Source organism: Bartonella tribocorum, from assembly GCF_002777915.1.
Classification (GTDB): domain Bacteria; phylum Pseudomonadota; class Alphaproteobacteria; order Rhizobiales; family Rhizobiaceae; genus Bartonella; species Bartonella tribocorum_A.
Genome location: NZ_NJGE01000014.1, coordinates 19634 through 37973 on the forward strand (window position 1 = coordinate 19634; position 18340 = coordinate 37973).

Annotated in this window: 17 protein-coding genes; 3 read left to right on the forward strand and 14 right to left on the reverse strand. The window is 39.2% G+C overall.

Annotated elements, in window-relative coordinates:
- Position 1 precedes the first annotated feature (1 nt).
- Complete coding sequence (locus CER18_RS06220; RefSeq protein WP_100129227.1) at positions 2-2266, reverse strand: sensor histidine kinase NtrY-like; 2265 nt, start codon at positions 2264-2266, stop codon at positions 2-4.
- Positions 2267-2434: 168 nt separating this feature from the next.
- Here CER18_RS06220 and rirA point away from each other — a divergent pair, with 168 nt between their 5' ends.
- From rirA to CER18_RS06235, 3 genes are read left to right on the forward strand one after another with little or no spacing between them, the layout of a single operon-like run.
- Positions 2435-2866 carry an iron-responsive transcriptional regulator RirA gene (gene rirA / locus CER18_RS06225; protein ID WP_100129193.1) on the forward strand — a complete coding sequence of 144 codons (432 nt, stop codon included), beginning with the start codon at positions 2435-2437 and terminating at the stop codon, positions 2864-2866.
- A gap of 32 nt (positions 2867-2898) precedes the next feature.
- Entirely contained in the window at positions 2899-4089 is a 1191-nt protein-coding gene (locus CER18_RS06230) for a bifunctional 2-C-methyl-D-erythritol 4-phosphate cytidylyltransferase/2-C-methyl-D-erythritol 2,4-cyclodiphosphate synthase (protein ID WP_180299396.1), read from the forward strand.
- Positions 4086-4574: a CinA family protein gene (locus tag CER18_RS06235; RefSeq protein ID WP_100129195.1), complete on the forward strand. Its 489-nt coding sequence runs from the start codon at positions 4086-4088 to the stop codon at positions 4572-4574. Before CER18_RS06230 ends, CER18_RS06235 begins: the two co-directional genes overlap by 4 nt.
- Positions 4575-4754: 180 nt before the next feature.
- On the opposite strand, the gene CER18_RS06240 is transcribed toward CER18_RS06235, so the two are convergent.
- The 13 genes from CER18_RS06240 to CER18_RS06300 form a co-directional block, all read right to left on the reverse strand.
- Entirely contained in the window at positions 4755-5216 is a 462-nt protein-coding gene (locus CER18_RS06240; RefSeq protein ID WP_100129196.1) for a type II toxin-antitoxin system RatA family toxin, read from the reverse strand.
- Between the two features lie 2 nt (positions 5217-5218).
- The gene (gene lipA / locus CER18_RS06245) at positions 5219-6181 is read right to left on the reverse strand and encodes a lipoyl synthase (protein WP_100129197.1); all 963 of its coding nucleotides are present in this window, start codon (positions 6179-6181) and stop codon (positions 5219-5221) included.
- 70 nt (positions 6182-6251) lie between these two features.
- The gene (lpdA, locus tag CER18_RS06250) at positions 6252-7712 is read right to left on the reverse strand and encodes a dihydrolipoyl dehydrogenase (RefSeq protein WP_100129198.1); all 1461 of its coding nucleotides are present in this window, start codon (positions 7710-7712) and stop codon (positions 6252-6254) included.
- 213 nt (positions 7713-7925) lie between these two features.
- Positions 7926-9266, reverse strand: a complete 1341-nt coding sequence (locus tag CER18_RS06255) for a pyruvate dehydrogenase complex dihydrolipoamide acetyltransferase (RefSeq protein WP_100129199.1) — start codon at positions 9264-9266, stop codon at positions 7926-7928.
- 14 nt (positions 9267-9280) lie between these two features.
- Positions 9281-10645 (reverse strand): pyruvate dehydrogenase complex E1 component subunit beta, encoded by a 1365-nt coding sequence (locus CER18_RS06260; RefSeq protein ID WP_100129200.1) that lies wholly within the window; start codon positions 10643-10645, stop codon positions 9281-9283.
- A gap of 16 nt (positions 10646-10661) precedes the next feature.
- Complete coding sequence (gene pdhA / locus CER18_RS06265; RefSeq protein WP_100129201.1) at positions 10662-11702, reverse strand: pyruvate dehydrogenase (acetyl-transferring) E1 component subunit alpha; 1041 nt, start codon at positions 11700-11702, stop codon at positions 10662-10664.
- Between the two features lie 135 nt (positions 11703-11837).
- Entirely contained in the window at positions 11838-12149 is a 312-nt protein-coding gene (locus CER18_RS06270) for an FtsB family cell division protein (RefSeq protein ID WP_100129202.1), read from the reverse strand.
- Between the two features lie 186 nt (positions 12150-12335).
- A complete protein-coding gene (locus tag CER18_RS06275) occupies positions 12336-12764 on the reverse strand; it encodes a TM2 domain-containing protein (protein WP_100129203.1) in 429 nt (142 codons plus the stop codon).
- 347 nt (positions 12765-13111) lie between these two features.
- Positions 13112-13564: a TM2 domain-containing protein gene (locus CER18_RS06280; protein ID WP_100129204.1), complete on the reverse strand. Its 453-nt coding sequence runs from the start codon at positions 13562-13564 to the stop codon at positions 13112-13114.
- A gap of 395 nt (positions 13565-13959) precedes the next feature.
- The gene (locus CER18_RS06285) at positions 13960-14367 is read right to left on the reverse strand and encodes a TM2 domain-containing protein (protein WP_100129205.1); all 408 of its coding nucleotides are present in this window, start codon (positions 14365-14367) and stop codon (positions 13960-13962) included.
- Positions 14368-14481: 114 nt separating this feature from the next.
- Positions 14482-15750 carry a phosphopyruvate hydratase gene (eno, locus tag CER18_RS06290; protein WP_100129206.1) on the reverse strand — a complete coding sequence of 423 codons (1269 nt, stop codon included), beginning with the start codon at positions 15748-15750 and terminating at the stop codon, positions 14482-14484.
- A gap of 71 nt (positions 15751-15821) precedes the next feature.
- On the reverse strand, positions 15822-16658 hold the full coding sequence (gene kdsA / locus CER18_RS06295) for a 3-deoxy-8-phosphooctulonate synthase (protein WP_100129207.1): 837 nt from the start codon (positions 16656-16658) through the stop codon (positions 15822-15824).
- Positions 16659-16694: 36 nt separating this feature from the next.
- Positions 16695-18323 (reverse strand): CTP synthase, encoded by a 1629-nt coding sequence (locus CER18_RS06300; RefSeq protein WP_100129208.1) that lies wholly within the window; start codon positions 18321-18323, stop codon positions 16695-16697.
- Positions 18324-18340 lie beyond the last annotated feature (17 nt).

The window sequence follows — 18340 nt, forward strand, 5'->3', positions numbered from 1 at the left end:
ACTATTCCCCTATCTTATGATTTATGGCTTGTATAATACTACCCTGCTTACCCCCATCTGAGGGAAATATCAAACGGATCATCGCACCACGACCTTCATAAAAACTCTTCGGTGCATCATGAAGCTCCATGGAACCACCGTGATCTTCAATAACTTTGCGCACAATGGCTAACCCGAGTCCAGTTCCTTTCTCCCGCGTTGTTATATAGGGTTCTAATAACTTTTGTCTTTGCTCTTTAGGAAGTCCTTTCCCGTTATCAACAACATCCACAACCACCCATTCTTCTTGACGGTAAGAACGGACAAGAATATGACCGTGAATATTTTCCTCTCGCATAACAGAATCTATGGATTCGCTCGCATTTTTGATAACGTTGCAAAAAGCCTGTACAATGAGACGGTTATCAAATGCACCCAGAAGGGGTAGACTTCCTAAATCTTGCTCAAATTGAATATCATGTCGCGTCACTTCTATCAAGAAACATGCTTCACGCAACAATTCACGTATATCTAAAACATGCATTTGTGGTTTAGGCATACGTGCAAAAGAAGAAAACTCATCAACCATACGCCCAATATCTCCAACTTGGCGAATAATTGTGTCAATACATCGCTCAAAGACCTCTCTATCTTGTGTTATAACTTTGTTATAACGTTTACGAATACGTTCAGCGGATAACTGAATAGGCGTGAGGGGATTTTTAATTTCGTGGGCAATACGTCGTGCAATATCCGCCCACGCTGCTGTACGTTGCGCTGCAACGAGGTCTGTAATATCATCAATTGTGAGAACCCAAGATTGCCCCTGTCCATCATCTTCTTCCATCGTAATTTGGACATTACAGACGCGCTCCTTTCCTGCAACGTTTAAAGTGACCTGCTCACGATGATTTTTACGTCCCAATGAACGTGCAAACTGAAAAACCTGCCAAATTTCAGCACTTAAAGATAAAAGACTTTGTCCAACAACGTGTTCAAAGCGAATATCAAACATCGTTTCAATAGAACGATTGATAATTGTAATATCACCATTATCATCGATACCTGCTACTCCCGCTGTTACACCCGATAACACCGCTTCAGAAAAACGCCGTCTCTCATCAATTTGATCGCGCACTGCAATCAACTCATTGCGCCGACTTTTCAATTCACTGACCATATAATTAAAGGTTTTGGATAATTGCCCAATATCTCCATCTTTTGCTCGCACTGGCACAAAAATTTCCATATTTCCAGAAGCAACATCATCAGCAGCACTAATGAGAAGACGAATAGGACGCACCAAACGATCAGCAACCGCAATAGCTGCCCAAATAGCGGATAAGAATAAACTAAAAAAAAGACATAAATAAAGCATACCAAATGCAATTTGTGTCAACAGGCGATTTTCATTTAAATCACGATAACGATCTGTATTAACTTCTGTTAAACGCAAAGCCGATAAAACGCCTTTATCAACATCACGTACCAAATATAAAAATGTGTTTGGGATATTATTAAATTTTAAAATAATACCAAAATAATCATGAACGCCTGGTTGAAAAGAAAAAGGCCTAGCACTGGTTGCACGTTCAATAAGATTAGACGGAGGAATTGGTAGTTTATCCTCATCACCAAGAGCGCTCGATATAAAAATAGTTCCGCTAGAACTTAACAAAAATGCACCACGCAAATTGCGTCCTAGAGCATGACGCGTCAATTGCATCCGATATTCAGCTGGATTACGTTCTAAAAGTTTTTTGTTATCAAGTGCAAATGCCATAGCGTAGGATAAATTTTTTAAATTTTGAAGCATTTCATCTGCATAAGCATTTGCTAAATCAATAGAAGAACCTACAATTTGCCGCGTTGTTGTATCAAACCACCGATCAAGTCCTAAATTGAGTGCTGGCCCCGATACAAGAGCAACAGCAACAGCAGGCATGGTTGCAACAAGTGCAAACAATGAAATAAGGCGCACATGAAGACGCGAGCCTGCACGCCTTGAGCGCCAAGCACGAATGATGGGGATCATCTCATAAAAAACGATGACAACAAGCCCTAAAACCCAAAAACTATTAATCCCTATAAGAATAAGGGTTACTGTTCTACTAGGAACAACAGGGGTTAATCCAATAAGAATAATAAACGAAACAGAGGCTGTAAGTAAAGCCAATATAATAATTGCAATCCCTAAAAAGATATATACCTTACTTAAACGATACAATTCATCGTTATAAGTATTTTTATCAATATCTTGAAGATTCGTCACAGATGTTGCATTCATCATAAGCTTAAAGACCCTTATCCCATTATTCTCATATAACCTTTTGTGACAAAAATTGACAATAATAATACTCCATTTAAAATAGGGCAAATAAATAAAGAACTTCTTCATTTTGCAAAATATCTTTAAAATAAACTGCGCTCGATGATACTTTACAAAGGAAATGAGATGCGATTAACAAAACAAACAAATTATGCTCTTCGAATGCTCATGTATTGTGCAGATAATCAGGGATCACTCAGTCGTGTTCCAGAAATTGCTAAAACATATGCTGTTTCAGAACTTTTTTTATTTAAAATCCTTCAACCGCTTGTTCAAGCGGGTTTTATACAAACAGTGCGTGGACGCAATGGTGGTGTTAAATTGGCTAAACCGGCAGCAGAGATTTCTGTCGCTGATGTTGTGAAAGTAACAGAAGATAACTTTTCCCTCGCAGAATGTTTCGATAATGCAGAACCCAATTGCCCATTGATCGATTTTTGTGGTTTAAATACCGCACTTCAAAAAGCATTAAATGCTTTTTTTGAGGTGTTATCCGTGATATCCCTTGCTGATCTAAAACGATCATCCTTTCACAATCATTTTAAAGCTAATAAATAATAAACTAAAGTTATAAAATAAGGAGATTAAGTATTTCTATTGCAGCAATAATATTAGCCGCTGGACGTGGTGAAAGAGCAGGATCTCCCCATGAAATTCCAAAACAATATCGGCTTCTAGGAAAAAAGCCGATTATTTATCATGCCGTGAATTGTTTTTTGCAGCATCCAGCTATCACAACAATTGTCCTTGTTATTCATCCAGAAGATCGTCAAATCTGTCAACAAGCACTCGGCAAATTTAAAGAGCGCCTTATTATCGTTGAAGGAGGCAGTACGCGTCAAATCTCTACCTTACATGGACTTCAGGCACTGAAAAAATTCAATCCCCAATACGTGCATATTCATGATGGTGCACGTCCCTTTATCGAAAACAAGCTCCTTGATAACATTCATAACACTATCACGCCCCAAGCAGGCGTTCTTCCTGTTCTACCCGTCTCTGATACCCTTAAACGCGTTAATCATCAGCATGTTTTAGAAACAATTTCCCGTACCCATCTTTATAGTGCACAAACACCACAATGTTTTCCCTTTGAATCTATCTTAGCAGCCCATAAACAAGCAAAAAAAGTTTGTAAAGAAGACTTCACTGATGATTGTGCAATTGCCGAATGGTTTGGTCTTCCTATGCGCACCATTCCAGGTGACCCTCATAATATCAAAATCACATGGCACAAGGATTTTGATACCGCCCATTTATATCTCCAGAAAAAAATGCAAATGTTTCCTGATATCCGTACTGGCAATGGTTATGATGTTCATTCTTTCGAAGAAGGCGATTTTCTTATATTATGCGGTATAAAAATCCCTTTTCATAAAAAATTAAATGGACACTCTGATGCAGATGTCGCTCTTCATGCATTAACAGATGCTCTTCTTGCAACGCGAGGTGCAGGAGATATTGGTACACATTTTCCACCCTCTGATCCTCAATGGAAAAATGTATCATCAGAATTTTTTCTACGCCATGCTCTTGGTCTTCTAAAAAAAGCAGGGGGGCATATTGCTAATGTTGATATCACAATTATCGCTGAAAATCCCCAAATTGGTCCCTATCGTCATGCAATGATAGAAAATCTTATGACAATACTTGCAATAACACCTGATCGAATCTCTATCAAAGCAACAACAAATGAAAAACTCGGATTTATTGGCCGTGGCGAAGGCATTGCAGCTTTAGCAACAGCGAGTGTTCTTTATCCAGGAGAATTTCCCCAATGACATATTTTTATGAAAAACAAGCGCATGAAGTTCTTAATGCTTGTCGCCAAAAGGGGTTGTTGTTAACAACTGTGGAGTCTTGTACAGGCGGACTCATTGCTGCGAGCCTCACAAATATTGCAGGATCATCAGATGTCCTCGATTGTGGATTTGTTGTTTATTCGAATGAATCCAAAATACGTCTTGTTAGTGTGTGTGCTCAACTTATAAAAAACTATGGCGCTGTTTCAAAAGAAGTTGCTCTTGCAATGGCTGAAGGTGGATTAAAACATTCACAAGCTGACATTGCAGTTTCTGTAACAGGAATTGCTGGTCCAGGAGGTGCAAGTCTGAACAAGCCTGTAGGACTTGTGCATTGCGCAGTTGCTTACAAAAACCACTCCCCCTTGCACAAAGAAATGCACTTTGGCCATCTTGATCGCGAGGCTATTCGCTATGCAACTGTTGAAAATGCTTTTCAAATGATTTTACAATTACTTCACTGAATTTCCATACCAATTTCAAAACTCTCTATTCAATGTTGGAGTCTATAATCATCAATATCTTACCTAATAAATATTGTGATGTTCTGTTAAAAGAGTTTCCCTTTAAAAAAGAAATCATAAAGATGGCAATCAATTTTCATCTTTGCGTCTTTATAAACAATGGGTATTATTAGGAATAGATCATGTTACCGCAGAACCATAAATCTGATGGGCGCGCTTTTCAAAAGCATCGGTAAATTTACGAAATGCAATATCAAACATTGAACCCATCATGCGCCCAAGTATTTTACTTTTAAATTCATAATCAATAAAAAACTCTACATTACATGTATTGGAATTTTCCATATTATGAAAGACCCAACGATTTTCGAGATATTTAAATGGACCATCAATATAGTTAACCTCTATCAAATCTTTCTTTGGCTGAAGAAAAACTTGGGTCGTAAACGTTTCTCGAATAACCTTATAGCCAACGGTCATATCTGCAAGAAGCAATGTCTTTTCCTCACATTCCTTACGAGAACGTATTGTTAAAGCCTCACACATGGGTAAAAACTCAGGATAACGTTCAATATCTGACACAAGATCAAACATCTCACGAGCACTATGGGCAACTTGCCGATGTGTTGAAAAAGTTGGCATAATTATCTCTGTAAGGAAAATTTTTCATCACGCGCTTTTTGCAAAATGGCAAAATCATCTCCTGCATGATGAGATGAACGCGTAAGAGGATTGGAAGCCATATGTAAAAATCCTTTTACTTTACCAATCTTGGCAAAAGATTCAAACTCTTCAGGAGGTACAAAACGAATAACTGGATGATGTTTTCGCGTAGGCTGCAAATATTGTCCAATTGTCATAAAATCCACATCAGCAGAGCGTAAATCATCCATTAATTGTAGAATTTCATTTCGTTCCTCTCCAAGGCCCACCATAATTCCCGATTTTGTAAAAATTGTTGGATCAAGTTCTTTAACGCGTTGTAACAGACGAATGGAATGAAAATAACGCGCTCCTGGACGAACCTTCAAATATTTAGAAGGAACTGTTTCTAAGTTATGATTAAAAACATCAGGCTTAGCAGCAACAACAATTTCTAAAGCACCATCCTTATGACGAAAATCAGGTGTCAAAACTTCAATTGTTGTTTTAGGTGCTTTTCGACGAATGGCATAAATAACTTTTGCAAAATGCTCAGCGCCCCCATCAGCAAGATCATCACGATCAACAGATGTAATGACAACATGCTTTAATTCCATCCGAGCAACAGCATCGGCTACACGTTCCGGCTCATTATCATCAACGGCAAGCGGAATGCCTGTTGCAACGTTACAAAAAGCACAAGCACGCGTACAGATCTCACCTAAAATCATAAAGCTGGCATGCCGCTGGCTCCAACATTCGCCAATATTAGGGCAACCTGCTTCTTCACAGACAGTTACTAACTTATGAGCACGTACAATACCATGCGTTTCCTTATAGATCGGTGATGTTGGCGCTTTTACACGAATCCAATCTGGCTTTTTCTGAACGCTTGTATCCGGACGATAGGCCTTTTCAGGATGACGCAAACGTCTATTCGTAACTCTATCAACAACCGTAACCATTTAAGCCTTTGCCTTATAAATACGAAGTCACAATGAAAAATATAAGATCTTTCATCTCAAAACCCAATCATCAAGCGTTTAAAACTTGACCATAAGCATCCAATACACTTTCTTTCATCATTTCCGATAAAGTCGGATGTGGAAAGACAGTATGCATCAATTCTTCCTCTGTTGTTTCCAGATTCATAGCAATAACAAAACCCTGTATCAGTTCTGTTACCTCAGCCCCTACCATATGGGCGCCAAGAAGCTGTCCTGTTTTTTTATCAAAAATCGTTTTTACTACCCCCTGATCTTCACCCAAAGCAATCGCCTTTCCATTTGCGGAAAAAGAATAACGACCAATACGTATATCATACCCTGCTTCTTTTGCTGCTGCTTCTGAAAACCCTACAGAAGCAACTTGCGGTGTGCAATAGGTGCACCCTGGAATTTTTTTCTTATCAAGCGGGTGAATATTCTTTAAACCCGCAAGATGTTCAATGCATATCACGCCCTCTTCTTCTGCTTTATGGGCTAACATAGGAGGACCAGCCACATCGCCGATAGCATAAATACCCGCAACCCCTGTCCAACTCCATTCATCGGTTACAATGCACCCACGATCGGTTCTTATACCCAACGCTTCTAACCCGAGATTCTCAATATTACCCTGCACCCCAACAGCGGAAATCACACGGTCAACAGTCATTGTCTCTGTTTTTCCCTGAACATCAATATGTATCGTCACAGAATTGGAAGCTTTTTCAACCTTTGTTACTTTTGCTTGGCAAAGAATACGTAGACCTTTTTTCTCTAACTGTTTACGAGCAAATGTTGAAATTTCAATATCTTCAGCGGGCATAATGTGAGGCATCATTTCAACAACAGTGACCTCAGCGCCCATATCACGATAAAAGGAAGCAAATTCAATACCAATAGCCCCAGACCCTATAACCAAAAGCGATTTTGGCATTGCTGGCGGTATCATCGCTTCAAAATAAGTCCAAATGAGCTTTCCATCTGGCTCAATACCAGGAAGAACGCGAGGTCGTGCTCCTGTTGCGATAATGATATGCTTTGCCTGGTAAGTCCCCTTCCCTAATGTCCCCTTAGGGATTGGATTTTGCGGTTGCATAACTGGTTTGGAGGATGAAGAAACCATAATTTCCGCAGGTTGGCTTCCTTTCGCCTCTTTCGTAAGCTTCGCTTCACCCCAGATAATATCAATTTTGTTTTTTTTCATTAAAAAACCAACACCAGCATTTAAACGTGCTGAAACACTGCGTGAACGTGTCACAACATCTTTGATATTTGCTTCAATTGAGCCATTAATTTTGAGTCCATAATCTTTCGCATGTTCAGCAAAATGTTTCATTTCCGCCGAACGTAAAAGAGCCTTTGTGGGAATACATCCCCAATTTAAACAAATCCCTCCCAGATGTTCACGCTCAACAATTGCCGTCTTAAAGCCACATTGCGCGGCACGAATTGCGGTTACATATCCGCCTGGACCTGATCCAATCACAATTACATCATAAAGATTTGCCACAGTAATTCCTCCATGGATATATAAAAACGGATATGCACTTTTTGAACTTAAGATTGAAAACAAACATAATAAAATTATCTTATGTTTTTACTCTACGCTTTACATAAATACTTTACCCAAACCAGAACAGCAAAAGTATTGCTCTTCAAACTTTTTAAATTTGCTTTTACCCTCTTAACATACACTCTCATAACTTACGTGAAGAACTGTCGTTCACACCAACATTGCCAATGGATTTTCAATTATCTTCTTAAAAGTCCGTGCCAGCTCTGCGGCTAAAGCACCATCGACAGCACGATGATCAACAGAAAGTGTAACCGACATAACTGTTGCAACAGCTAAAGCACCATTTTTAACAACGGCGCGTTGCTCTCCTGCACCAATCGCAAAAATCGTCGCATGTGGCGGGTTAAGAATAGCAGAAAAACTTTTTACACCATACATCCCCATATTTGATACAGCTGTTGTTCCCCCCTGATATTCTTCCATTTTTAACTTGCGTTCACGCGCACGCCTTGCAAAATCCTTCATCTCTTTGGAAATAAGCGATAACGATTTTTCCTCTGCATGGCGAATAATCGGTGTAATTAATCCATTGGGAATAGAAACAGCAACCCCAACATCACAATGTTTATGATGAAGCATTCCGCCTTCAAGCCAAGAGACATTCGCATCAGGAACCGCTTTCAAAGAAAGTGCAACAGCTTTAATGACCATATCATTAACAGAAAGCTTATAAGTAGGCTTAGATTCTTCCAGCGTCTTAACCATTGGAGCAGCAGCATTCAATTGTGTACGCAACGCTAATAGCGCATCAAGTTCACAATCTACCGTTACATAAAAATGTGGAACTCTTTGCTTTGATTCCACTAAACGTGTAGCGATCGTTTTACGCATATTATTATGGGGGGTGAAAATATATTCATCTTCTTTGAAGAGTTGCAATATCTGTTTGTCAACAGCACCTGCTGCAACCGGCTCGCCAATTTGTGACGAATAAGAAGTTTGAGAAACACCATCTATAGCTTTTTCTACATCGCGCTTAATAATACGTCCATGGGGACCACTTCCAAAAATAAGCGATAAATCAAGACCTGCCTGAGAGGCTAGTCGCCGCGCTAAAGGAGAGGCAAAAAGGCGAGTCCTTTCTTTGTCTTGCTGTATTAATTGCTGAGCTGATGATTCATGAGACATTTTTGCCCTCTTTGCGTCCGTCTGCTTCCGAGAATCAGCCTGTTTTACGCTCTCTGGTTCTTGTCTTATAGAAGAAGAGGCCTCTTCTACAGCTTTTGCAGCTTCAGCCAAGTCTTCACCTTCCTCTGCTAAAACAACAATCAAAGAATTCACTTTAACGCCTTGTGTTCCAGCAGGAACAACGATTTTGGCAACTGTACCCTCATCAACGGCCTCAACTTCCATCGTCGCTTTATCCGTCTCAATTTCAGCAATAACATCCCCAGAGGAAATCTTATCACCCTCCTTAATATTCCATTTTGTTAAATTTCCCTCTTCCATTGTAGGGGAAAGCGCTGGCATTGTAATTTTAATGGGCATTGTGCTTTCCTCCGTTATGCTCTGTACGTCACAGCCTTAACAGCCTCAATAATTTCAGCAGTATCAGGCAAAGCCAACTTCTCAAGATTAGCGGCATAAGGCATTGGAACATCTTTGCCAGAAATCGTTGCAATTGGTGCATCAAGATAGTCAAAAGCCTGCTGCATAACACGGGTTGCTATTTCAGTTCCTACTGATGACTGAGGAAATCCCTCTTCAATTGTTATCAAGCGCCCCGTCTTTTTAACGGAAGAAAGAATTGTCGGAAGATCCATCGGACGAATGGTTCGTAAATCAATTAATTCAACGTCAATACCAAGTTTTTCAATCTCTGGCAACGCTTGAACAGCATAATGCATTCCAATCCCACAGGCAACAATCGTCACATCTTGTCCAGACTTATGAATACGCGCCCGACCAATAGGCAAAACAAAATCATCGAGTTGCGGAACCTCAAATTGATGCCCGTACAAAATCTCATTTTCAAGGAAAATAACAGGATTATCATCACGAATAGCAGCTTTTAGCAAACCTTTTGCATCTGCAGCACTATAAGGCATGACAACTTTCAAACCTGGTATATGACCATACCATGCAGCGTAGCATTGAGAGTGTTGAGCGCCAACACGAGCCGCCGCGCCATTGGGACCACGGAAAACCATAGGAGCAGTCATTTGTCCACCAGACATATAACGTGTTTTTGCTGCTGAATTAATAATTTGATCCATTGCCTGCATGGCAAAATTAAAGGTCATAAACTCGACAATAGGACGTAACCCTCCAAAAGCAGCACCAACAGCCAACCCAGCAAAGCCGTGCTCTGTAATTGGGGTATCAATAACGCGCCGTTCTCCGAATTCTTCCAACAAACCTTGGCTAACCTTATAGGCTCCTTGATATTGCGCAACTTCTTCCCCCATGAGAAAAACTTTTTCATCACGCTGCATTTCTTCAGCCAAAGCCTGATTAAGCGCTTCACGGACTGTCATTGTCACCATTTGTGTTCCCGCTGGAATATCAAAATCCGTAGGGATAGCAAAAGGTGGAGACTGCGGAACTGATGAGGGAAGAGAAGGGGTGGACGCTTTAGGTTTTTGTGCTGTATCGGCAGATTGTGAAATATCCTCAACACACTCACCTTCTTCTAACAAAACCGCAATAACACTATTAACCTTTACGCCTTCAGAACCTTCAGGCACAAAAACTTTACCAAGAATACCTTCATCAACAGCCTCTACTTCCATTGTCGCCTTATCCGTTTCAATTTCAGCAATAACATCGCCAGAGCTAACCTTATCACCTTCTTTCTTGAGCCATTTAGACAGTTTACCTTCTTCCATAGTTGGTGAAAGCGCCGGCATCAAAATATCAATAGACATACTTGCGTCCCTCGCATCAAACTAAAATATCAGTATAGAGCTCAGAAGCATCTGGCTCTTGATCATTTTGTGCAAAATCTGCCGCATCAGCAACAATTGCACGGACCTCTTTCTCAATAGACTTTAAATCGTCTTCGCTCGCCCAACTTTTTTTAAGAATCCGACTTCTTACTTGATCAATCGGATCGTGTTCCTCTTTTATTTTCTGGACTTCTTCCTTTGAACGATATTTTGCTGGATCAGACATCGAATGACCACGATAGCGATAAGTCTGCATATCAAGAATGATCGGCCCTTTACCTGAACGTGCCCAAGAAATTGCTTCATCAGCAGCCCCTTTTACGGATCGAACATCCATACCATCAACAACAATACCTGGAATTTCAAAAGAAAGACCACGACGCGAAAAATCAGTTTCTGCAGATGCACGTGAAACGGATGTTCCCATAGCATACTGATTGTTTTCAATAATATAAACAACGGGCAACTTCCAAAGTGAAGCCATATTAAAACTTTCGTAAACCTGCCCCTGATTTGCAGCGCCGTCACCAAAATAAACCAATGTCACATTATCTTTACCAAGATATTGATTCGAAAATGCCAAGCCTGAACCTATGGGAACCTGCGCGCCAACAATACCATGTCCACCATAAAAGTTCTTTTCTTTAGAGAACATATGCATCGAGCCGCCTTTGCCTTTGGAAAATCCCCCTTGGCGTCCCGTTAATTCTGCCATGACACCACGCGGGCTCATTCCAACTGCTAACATATGGCCATGATCGCGGTAAGACGTAATAACTTGATCACCTTCTTTTGTTGCCTTTAATGTTCCTATAACAACAGCTTCCTGTCCAATATAAAGATGGCAAAATCCCCCAATAAGCCCCATACCATAAAGTTGTCCTGCTTTTTCTTCAAAACGGCGAATTAAAAGCATTTCACGATAAGCATCAATTTCTTCCTCTTTTGTGAAATCTGCTATTGGTGCTTTCTTTGTAGTGCTTGATAATGCAGTGTGCGCTACCGACGCAGAATTTTTTTTAAGTCGTTCTGCCATATTAAACTCCCTTTTATGATTATCTAGGAATAACCTTTACGAACGAAAGTTACAAGCCTTATCAATCGGCTTAAACAATATCATTGCTGAATGTCGTTTAAATTGAGCGATTTTTCATTTACCTTTGGTATCATTTCAAGGTATTAAGATTGTCAATTCATTTGGCTTAGAAAAGTTTAAATTCTTTCGGACATACTCATCCAACATGTCCTTTTCAATATGTCCATTGCGTAAAAGAGAAATGCGCTTTTCGATGAATTGCCGCTCAGCTTCTATTGTATGAAGCTCCTTTTCTAATTCGCTAATATGCTGATTAACTTCACTGCGTGAATACAATCCATACTCACCATGATAAATATGGTAACTGAAATAGCTTAAAACACCCACCGTCATAAGAGGCAGTACAAAGCGCACTTTGATTGATCGACGTTTCTGCTTTGTCCACATAAAATAGCACAGTCTTTACAGCACAAGCTTCTTAATATTCTACCTAACTATGCACGATTTTGATTAACACCTCATTACCAAATCTACACACGCAAACAATTTGTTAGCACCAATTTATCCCCCCCTCAAGACAATCAAAGTAAGCTGAATGCCCCGCTTTGTTATATGACAAATATTGGATAGCCTCTAATTTGTAGCTTTTTTCCTAAAATTTCCTGTTAAAATAACTATAAAATCAATTAATGCCCAAGGTATAGTTATAAAAAACAAAAGCCCCAAAAATAGCAACCCTATAAAAAATAGCAGCCCTATTAAACTTAAAAAAAGCATTATAATGCCCGTTATAATTTTACCAACCATAAAGCGATGAATTCCAAATGCACCAAAACACAAGCAAACGATTGCTAACAATACTTTTGATTGTTGTGACTGCCCTGCTGACAAGATAGGGGAAACAGATTTAATGCTATCCCCTTCACACACAAAATCAACAGCATCACCCACCTTAGGCGGCTTTTTCCCTGACCAATCCTTACTCAAGAATTGATAACGTTTACCATCAGCACCTGAAATAAAATAATTTCCCTGATCCAGACCAATAATCTTACCTTTCATCTTCACCACCTATAAAATTGTTATTCATAAAGAAGCTTTTCTTCTAATATGATAATATATTGGATAAACCTCACAGCATGAATACAATCTGTATTCACCGTGCATATGACAATCTAAAAAGCTAAAAATCCCCCAACAACTTAAAATTCCCGCAATTATAAGTGGTAATACAAAGCACGTTGTTCGATCTGCACTTTCGTCTCTTATATGAAATAGTACAGTCTTTTTCAATATTTTTATTTAAATATTTATAATTAGATACACATACTTAAATAATTTACATTATTAAATTAATACCTTAATAAGAATAAATAAAATGTTTGTTTGTATATAACTTTATATGATTGCTACCACTTTGTAATTTTATTGCCATTTACATCCCTAAAATACCCAGATAAAATAACTATAAAATCAATAAATGACCAAGGCATAGTTATAAAAAGAATAAAAAAAACAAATCCTATCCCCACAGTAAAAGGTGCAGTTATTATACCTAGTATACTTATAACAAGCATTACAATACCTGTCGCAATTTTACCGGCCATAAAGCGGTGAATCCCCAACCATCCAAAAAACCAACAAATAAGAGCTAAAGCTAATCGCGATTGTTCTGTTGTTGTTCGATCCCAAAAAGGGAGAACAGACTTAACGCTCTCTCCTTCACACACAAAATCAACAGTGTCTCCTACCTTTGGTGCTTTTTTTCCTAACCAATCTTCACACGAAAATTGATAACGTTTGTCATCATCTCCCGAAACAAGATACATCCCTTGATCTTGACCAATAATCTTGCCCTTCATCTTTGCCCACCTATAAAGCTGCTCCTCATGTGTTATTCATAAAGAGATTTTTCTTAATTTTATAATATGCTGATTAACCTCACTGCGTAAATAAAACGCATAGAAACCATGATAAATGTGGAATTGAAATAGCTTGAATCCCCCCATAATGAGTGCTTTCCACTGCTATAAGCAGCAGCCCAAAGTACACTTTAATTGATTTGCGTCCTTATTTTACCCATATAAAATAGCACAGTCTTTTTCAATAGTTTTATTTAACTGTGCATATTTTTCTTAATATCTCACATTAAAGAAATATTACAATGAATTCTGCATAGTGAACTTAATATATTGCTCAAAACAAAAAGCGAACTAGACTTTTTGCTCTTTACATTATTATAAAAATTATAAGATTTTTACAAATCCGTAATCTGATTCCCATCTTTATCCGTAAATTTTCCAGCAACAATGAGTATAAAATCAACGATTGCCCAAATACCGGTAATCACCAATCCAAAAAATGATAAAGATAGAATGAGCATTAAAGCACCGGTGCGAACTCTCCCAAGCATAAAGCGATGAACACCAAAGATCCCTGCAACCCAACAAAGAAGAGCAAACATTATCTTTGAATTCTCTGTACCTGATCTCAACAACGGAAAAACAGAACTGACTACACCGCCTTCATAGACAAAATCAACAGTATCACCAATCCTCGGTGGTTTCTTTCCCAACCAATCCCAAGTCGCAAACTGATAACGCTTACCATCATCACCTGAAACGAGATACGTTCCTTGATCTTGAGTAATAATTACACCTCTCATCTTAATCCCTATAAATTTAAATGCCTATAAAATGATTGTTCTACGCCTTTGATAAGAAATCTTAATTTCATAATCTAAATGATATTATACTTTCATATTTTCTGCTCACAACGATCAACGATATATATCACCAGCATAATGTGCTTGAGCCCCTAACATTTCTTCAATACGAATAAGTTGATTGTACTTTGCTAATCTATCTGAACGTGCAAGAGAGCCTGTTTTAATTTGTCCACAATTCGTTGCAACCGCAAGATCCGCAATGAAAGAATCCTCTGTCTCGCCTGAGCGATGAGATATAATGGCACGATAACCCGCTTTATGGGCGACTTCTACAGCATCAAGTGTTTCACTCAATGTCCCAATTTGATTAACTTTTATGAGAATAGAATTGCCTACCCCCATTTTGATACCATCACGCAAACGCGCTGAATTTGTCACAAACAAGTCATCGCCAACCAGCTGACATTTTTCTCCAATCGTATCAGTGAGGAGCTTCCAACCTTCCCAATCATCCTCTGCCATTCCATCTTCAATGGTAATAATAGGATAACTTTCCACAAGGTGTGCTAAATAATCTACCTGTTCTTGAATGTCACGACATTTACCCTCACCTTTATAAAAATACGAACCATTTTTATAAAATTCAGTGGAAGCACAATCTAAGCCAAGTGCAATCTGTTCACCTGGTTTATATCCACAAGCTATTATGGATTCCATAATAAAATCAATCGCTTGATCAGCACTTTTAAATTGAGGAGCAAAACCACCTTCATCACCAACATTGGTATTATGGCCCGCATCTTTTAAACGCTTTTTCAACGCATGAAAAATTTCAGCACCATAACGGATAGCCTCTTTCACGCTAGGGGCTCCTACAGGAATAATCATAAACTCTTGAAAATCAATCAAGTTATCAGCATGAACGCCACCATTAATAATATTCATCATAGGTGTTGGAAGAATATGCGCTTGCGTACCACCAATATAACGATACAATGGTAAATTTAATGAGTCCGCGGCTGCTTTTGCAACAGCCAATGAAACACCAAGAAGCGCATTAGCACCAAGACGGGCTTTGTTTGGCGTTCCATCTAAAGCAATCATGGCTTGATCAATAGCGATTTGGTCTCTAGCATCCCGCCCACCAAGTTCTTCAAGAATTACACCATTGACTGCAGCAACCGCTTTTTCAACACCTTTCCCTTGATAACGCAAATCACCATCACGAAGTTCTATAGCCTCATGGGCCCCTGTTGAAGCTCCTGAGGGAACCAGAGCGCGACCAAAAGCACCATTTTCTAAATAAACATCCACTTCTACCGTTGGATTACCACGGCTATCAAGAACTTCACGTCCAATGATATCAACAATTATAGTCATCTATATTTCCTTATCCAATCAAAGCCGCGATTCATTTCTAATGCCCTATTTATGAAATATTTTTTCTCTTCTTAATTCAACTTCTTTGACAGACCATCAAATTCCATTAAAGTCTCAAGCAATCTTTGTAAATCATCAATTTGAATCATATTGGGTCCATCAGAAGGTGCATGATCTGGATCTTGATGTGTCTCTAAAAAAATACCGGCAACCCCAACAGAAACAGCCGCACGCGCTAAAACTTCAACAAATTGACGCTGTCCACCAGATGAAGCTCCCTGCCCCCCAGGTTCTTGAACAGAATGTGTTGCATCAAAAATAACAGGAGCCCCAAATGAACGTAAAATAGGCAACGAACGCATATCCGAAATCAAACGATTATAACCAAATGATGTGCCCCGCTCACAAAGCATAACATTTGGATTACCACTATGAACAACCTTTTTTAAAACATTCTCCATATCCCACGGAGCCAAAAACTGACCCTTTTTAATATTAATAACACGCCCTGTTTTGGCAGCTGCGACCAAAAGATCTGTTTGACGACATAAAAAAGCAGGTATTTGTAAAATATCAACCGTAGAAGAAACAATTGTACATTGCTCTTCGGTATGCACATCGGTCAGTATAGGACAATCAAACTCTTTTTTTAAATCAGAAAAAATAGCCATTGCTTTTTCAAGACCAATACCACGTGCCGCACTCAAAGAGGTTCTGTTGGCTTTATCGTAACTTGATTTATAAACAAACCCAATACCAAGCTGATCGGTAATTGTTTTAATACGACCAGCCATTTCAAAAGCATGATCGCGACTTTCCATCTGACACGGCCCTGCAATTAATGAAAGGGGCATTTCATTTGAAAAAATAATATTTCCAGCTTTTACACGCGCATTTGGTTTTGTCATTTTATCCCTCAAAAGCAAAGTAACCAAATTTATGCCTTAAACCAATCGACTTTGTTCTACAGCGGCTTCAATAAAAGAAGAAAAAAGTGGATGCGGATCAAAAGGACGTGATTTAAGCTCTGGATGATATTGAACACCTATGAACCATGGATGATCTGCATATTCTATTGTTTCTGGCAAAACACCATCGGGAGACATGCCAGAAAAAATCAAACCACACTGTTCTAATTTATCTTTATAATCAATATTGACTTCATAACGATGACGATGTCGTTCAACAATCTTTGTCATCCCATAAATCTTAGCAATATGACTTTCTTCTTTTAATTCAGCAGCAAACGCACCAAGGCGCATAGATCCACCAAGGTCACCATGTCTTGTCCGTTTTTCAAGAATATCGCCTTTAAGCCATTCTGTCATTAAACCTACAATTGGATTTTCTGTTTCACAAAACTCACTCGATGAAGCATTCTCAATCTGTGCAATATTGCGCGCAGCTTCTATACAAGCTAATTGCATTCCCAAGCAAATCCCTAAAAATGGAATTTTACGCTCTCGCGCAAATTGAATTGCTCGAATTTTTCCTTCTGCTCCTCGAGCCCCAAAAGCCCCAGGAACCAAAATTCCATGCGCTTTTTGTAAAGCTAAAACGGAATCTTCTTTTTCAAGAAGTTGCGAATCAATCCACTCGATATTAACTTTCACTTTATTCGCTAAGCCACCATGCGCAATCGCTTCAATAAGAGATTTATAAGCATCCTTTAAGCCCGTATATTTTCCTACAACAGCAATTGTCACTTCTCCTTCAGGATGGTGAAAGCGATGCGTAATATTTTCCCAACGATCCATCTGAGGTGGAGGTGCCGAATCGATTCCAAAAGCGCAAAGAACTTCAGAATCTAAACCCTCTTTATGATAGGCCATGGGAACATCATAAATTGTTGGCATATCCAATGCCTGAATCACGGCATTGGCGCGAACATTGCAAAAAAGTGATAATTTGCACCGCTCTGTTTCTGGAATAGAGCGATCTGAACGCACAAGCAAAATATCAGGAGAAATACCAATTGATTGTAATTCTTTGACAGAATGTTGTGTTGGTTTTGTTTTTAATTCACCTGCTGAGGGAATATAAGGCATTAATGTAAGATGGACATAAACGACATTTTGTCGGGAAAGTTCATTACCGAGCTGACGAATCGCTTCTAGAAAAGGCATGGCTTCAATATCACCAACCGTTCCACCTATTTCACACAAAACAAAATCAAATTCTTCATTCCCCGTCGTAATGAACCGCTTAATTTCATCTGTAACGTGGGGAATAACTTGAACTGTTGCCCCCAAATAATCMCCCCGCCGTTCTCGTTCAATGATATTGCGATAAATACGCCCTGTTGTAATATTATCTTGGCTATTTGCAGAACGCCCAGTAAAACGCTCATAATGACCAAGATCAAGATCCGTTTCTGCACCATCATCGGTCACAAATACTTCACCATGTTGATAAGGTGACATCGTCCCTGGATCAACATTTAAATAAGGATCAAGTTTACGAAGGCGTACACGATAGCCACGAGCCTGTAATAACGCTGCTAACGCCGCCGCTGCGATGCCTTTTCCAAGGGAAGAAACCACACCACCAGTAATAAAAACATAACGTGCCATGGGCTTATGGTGATAAG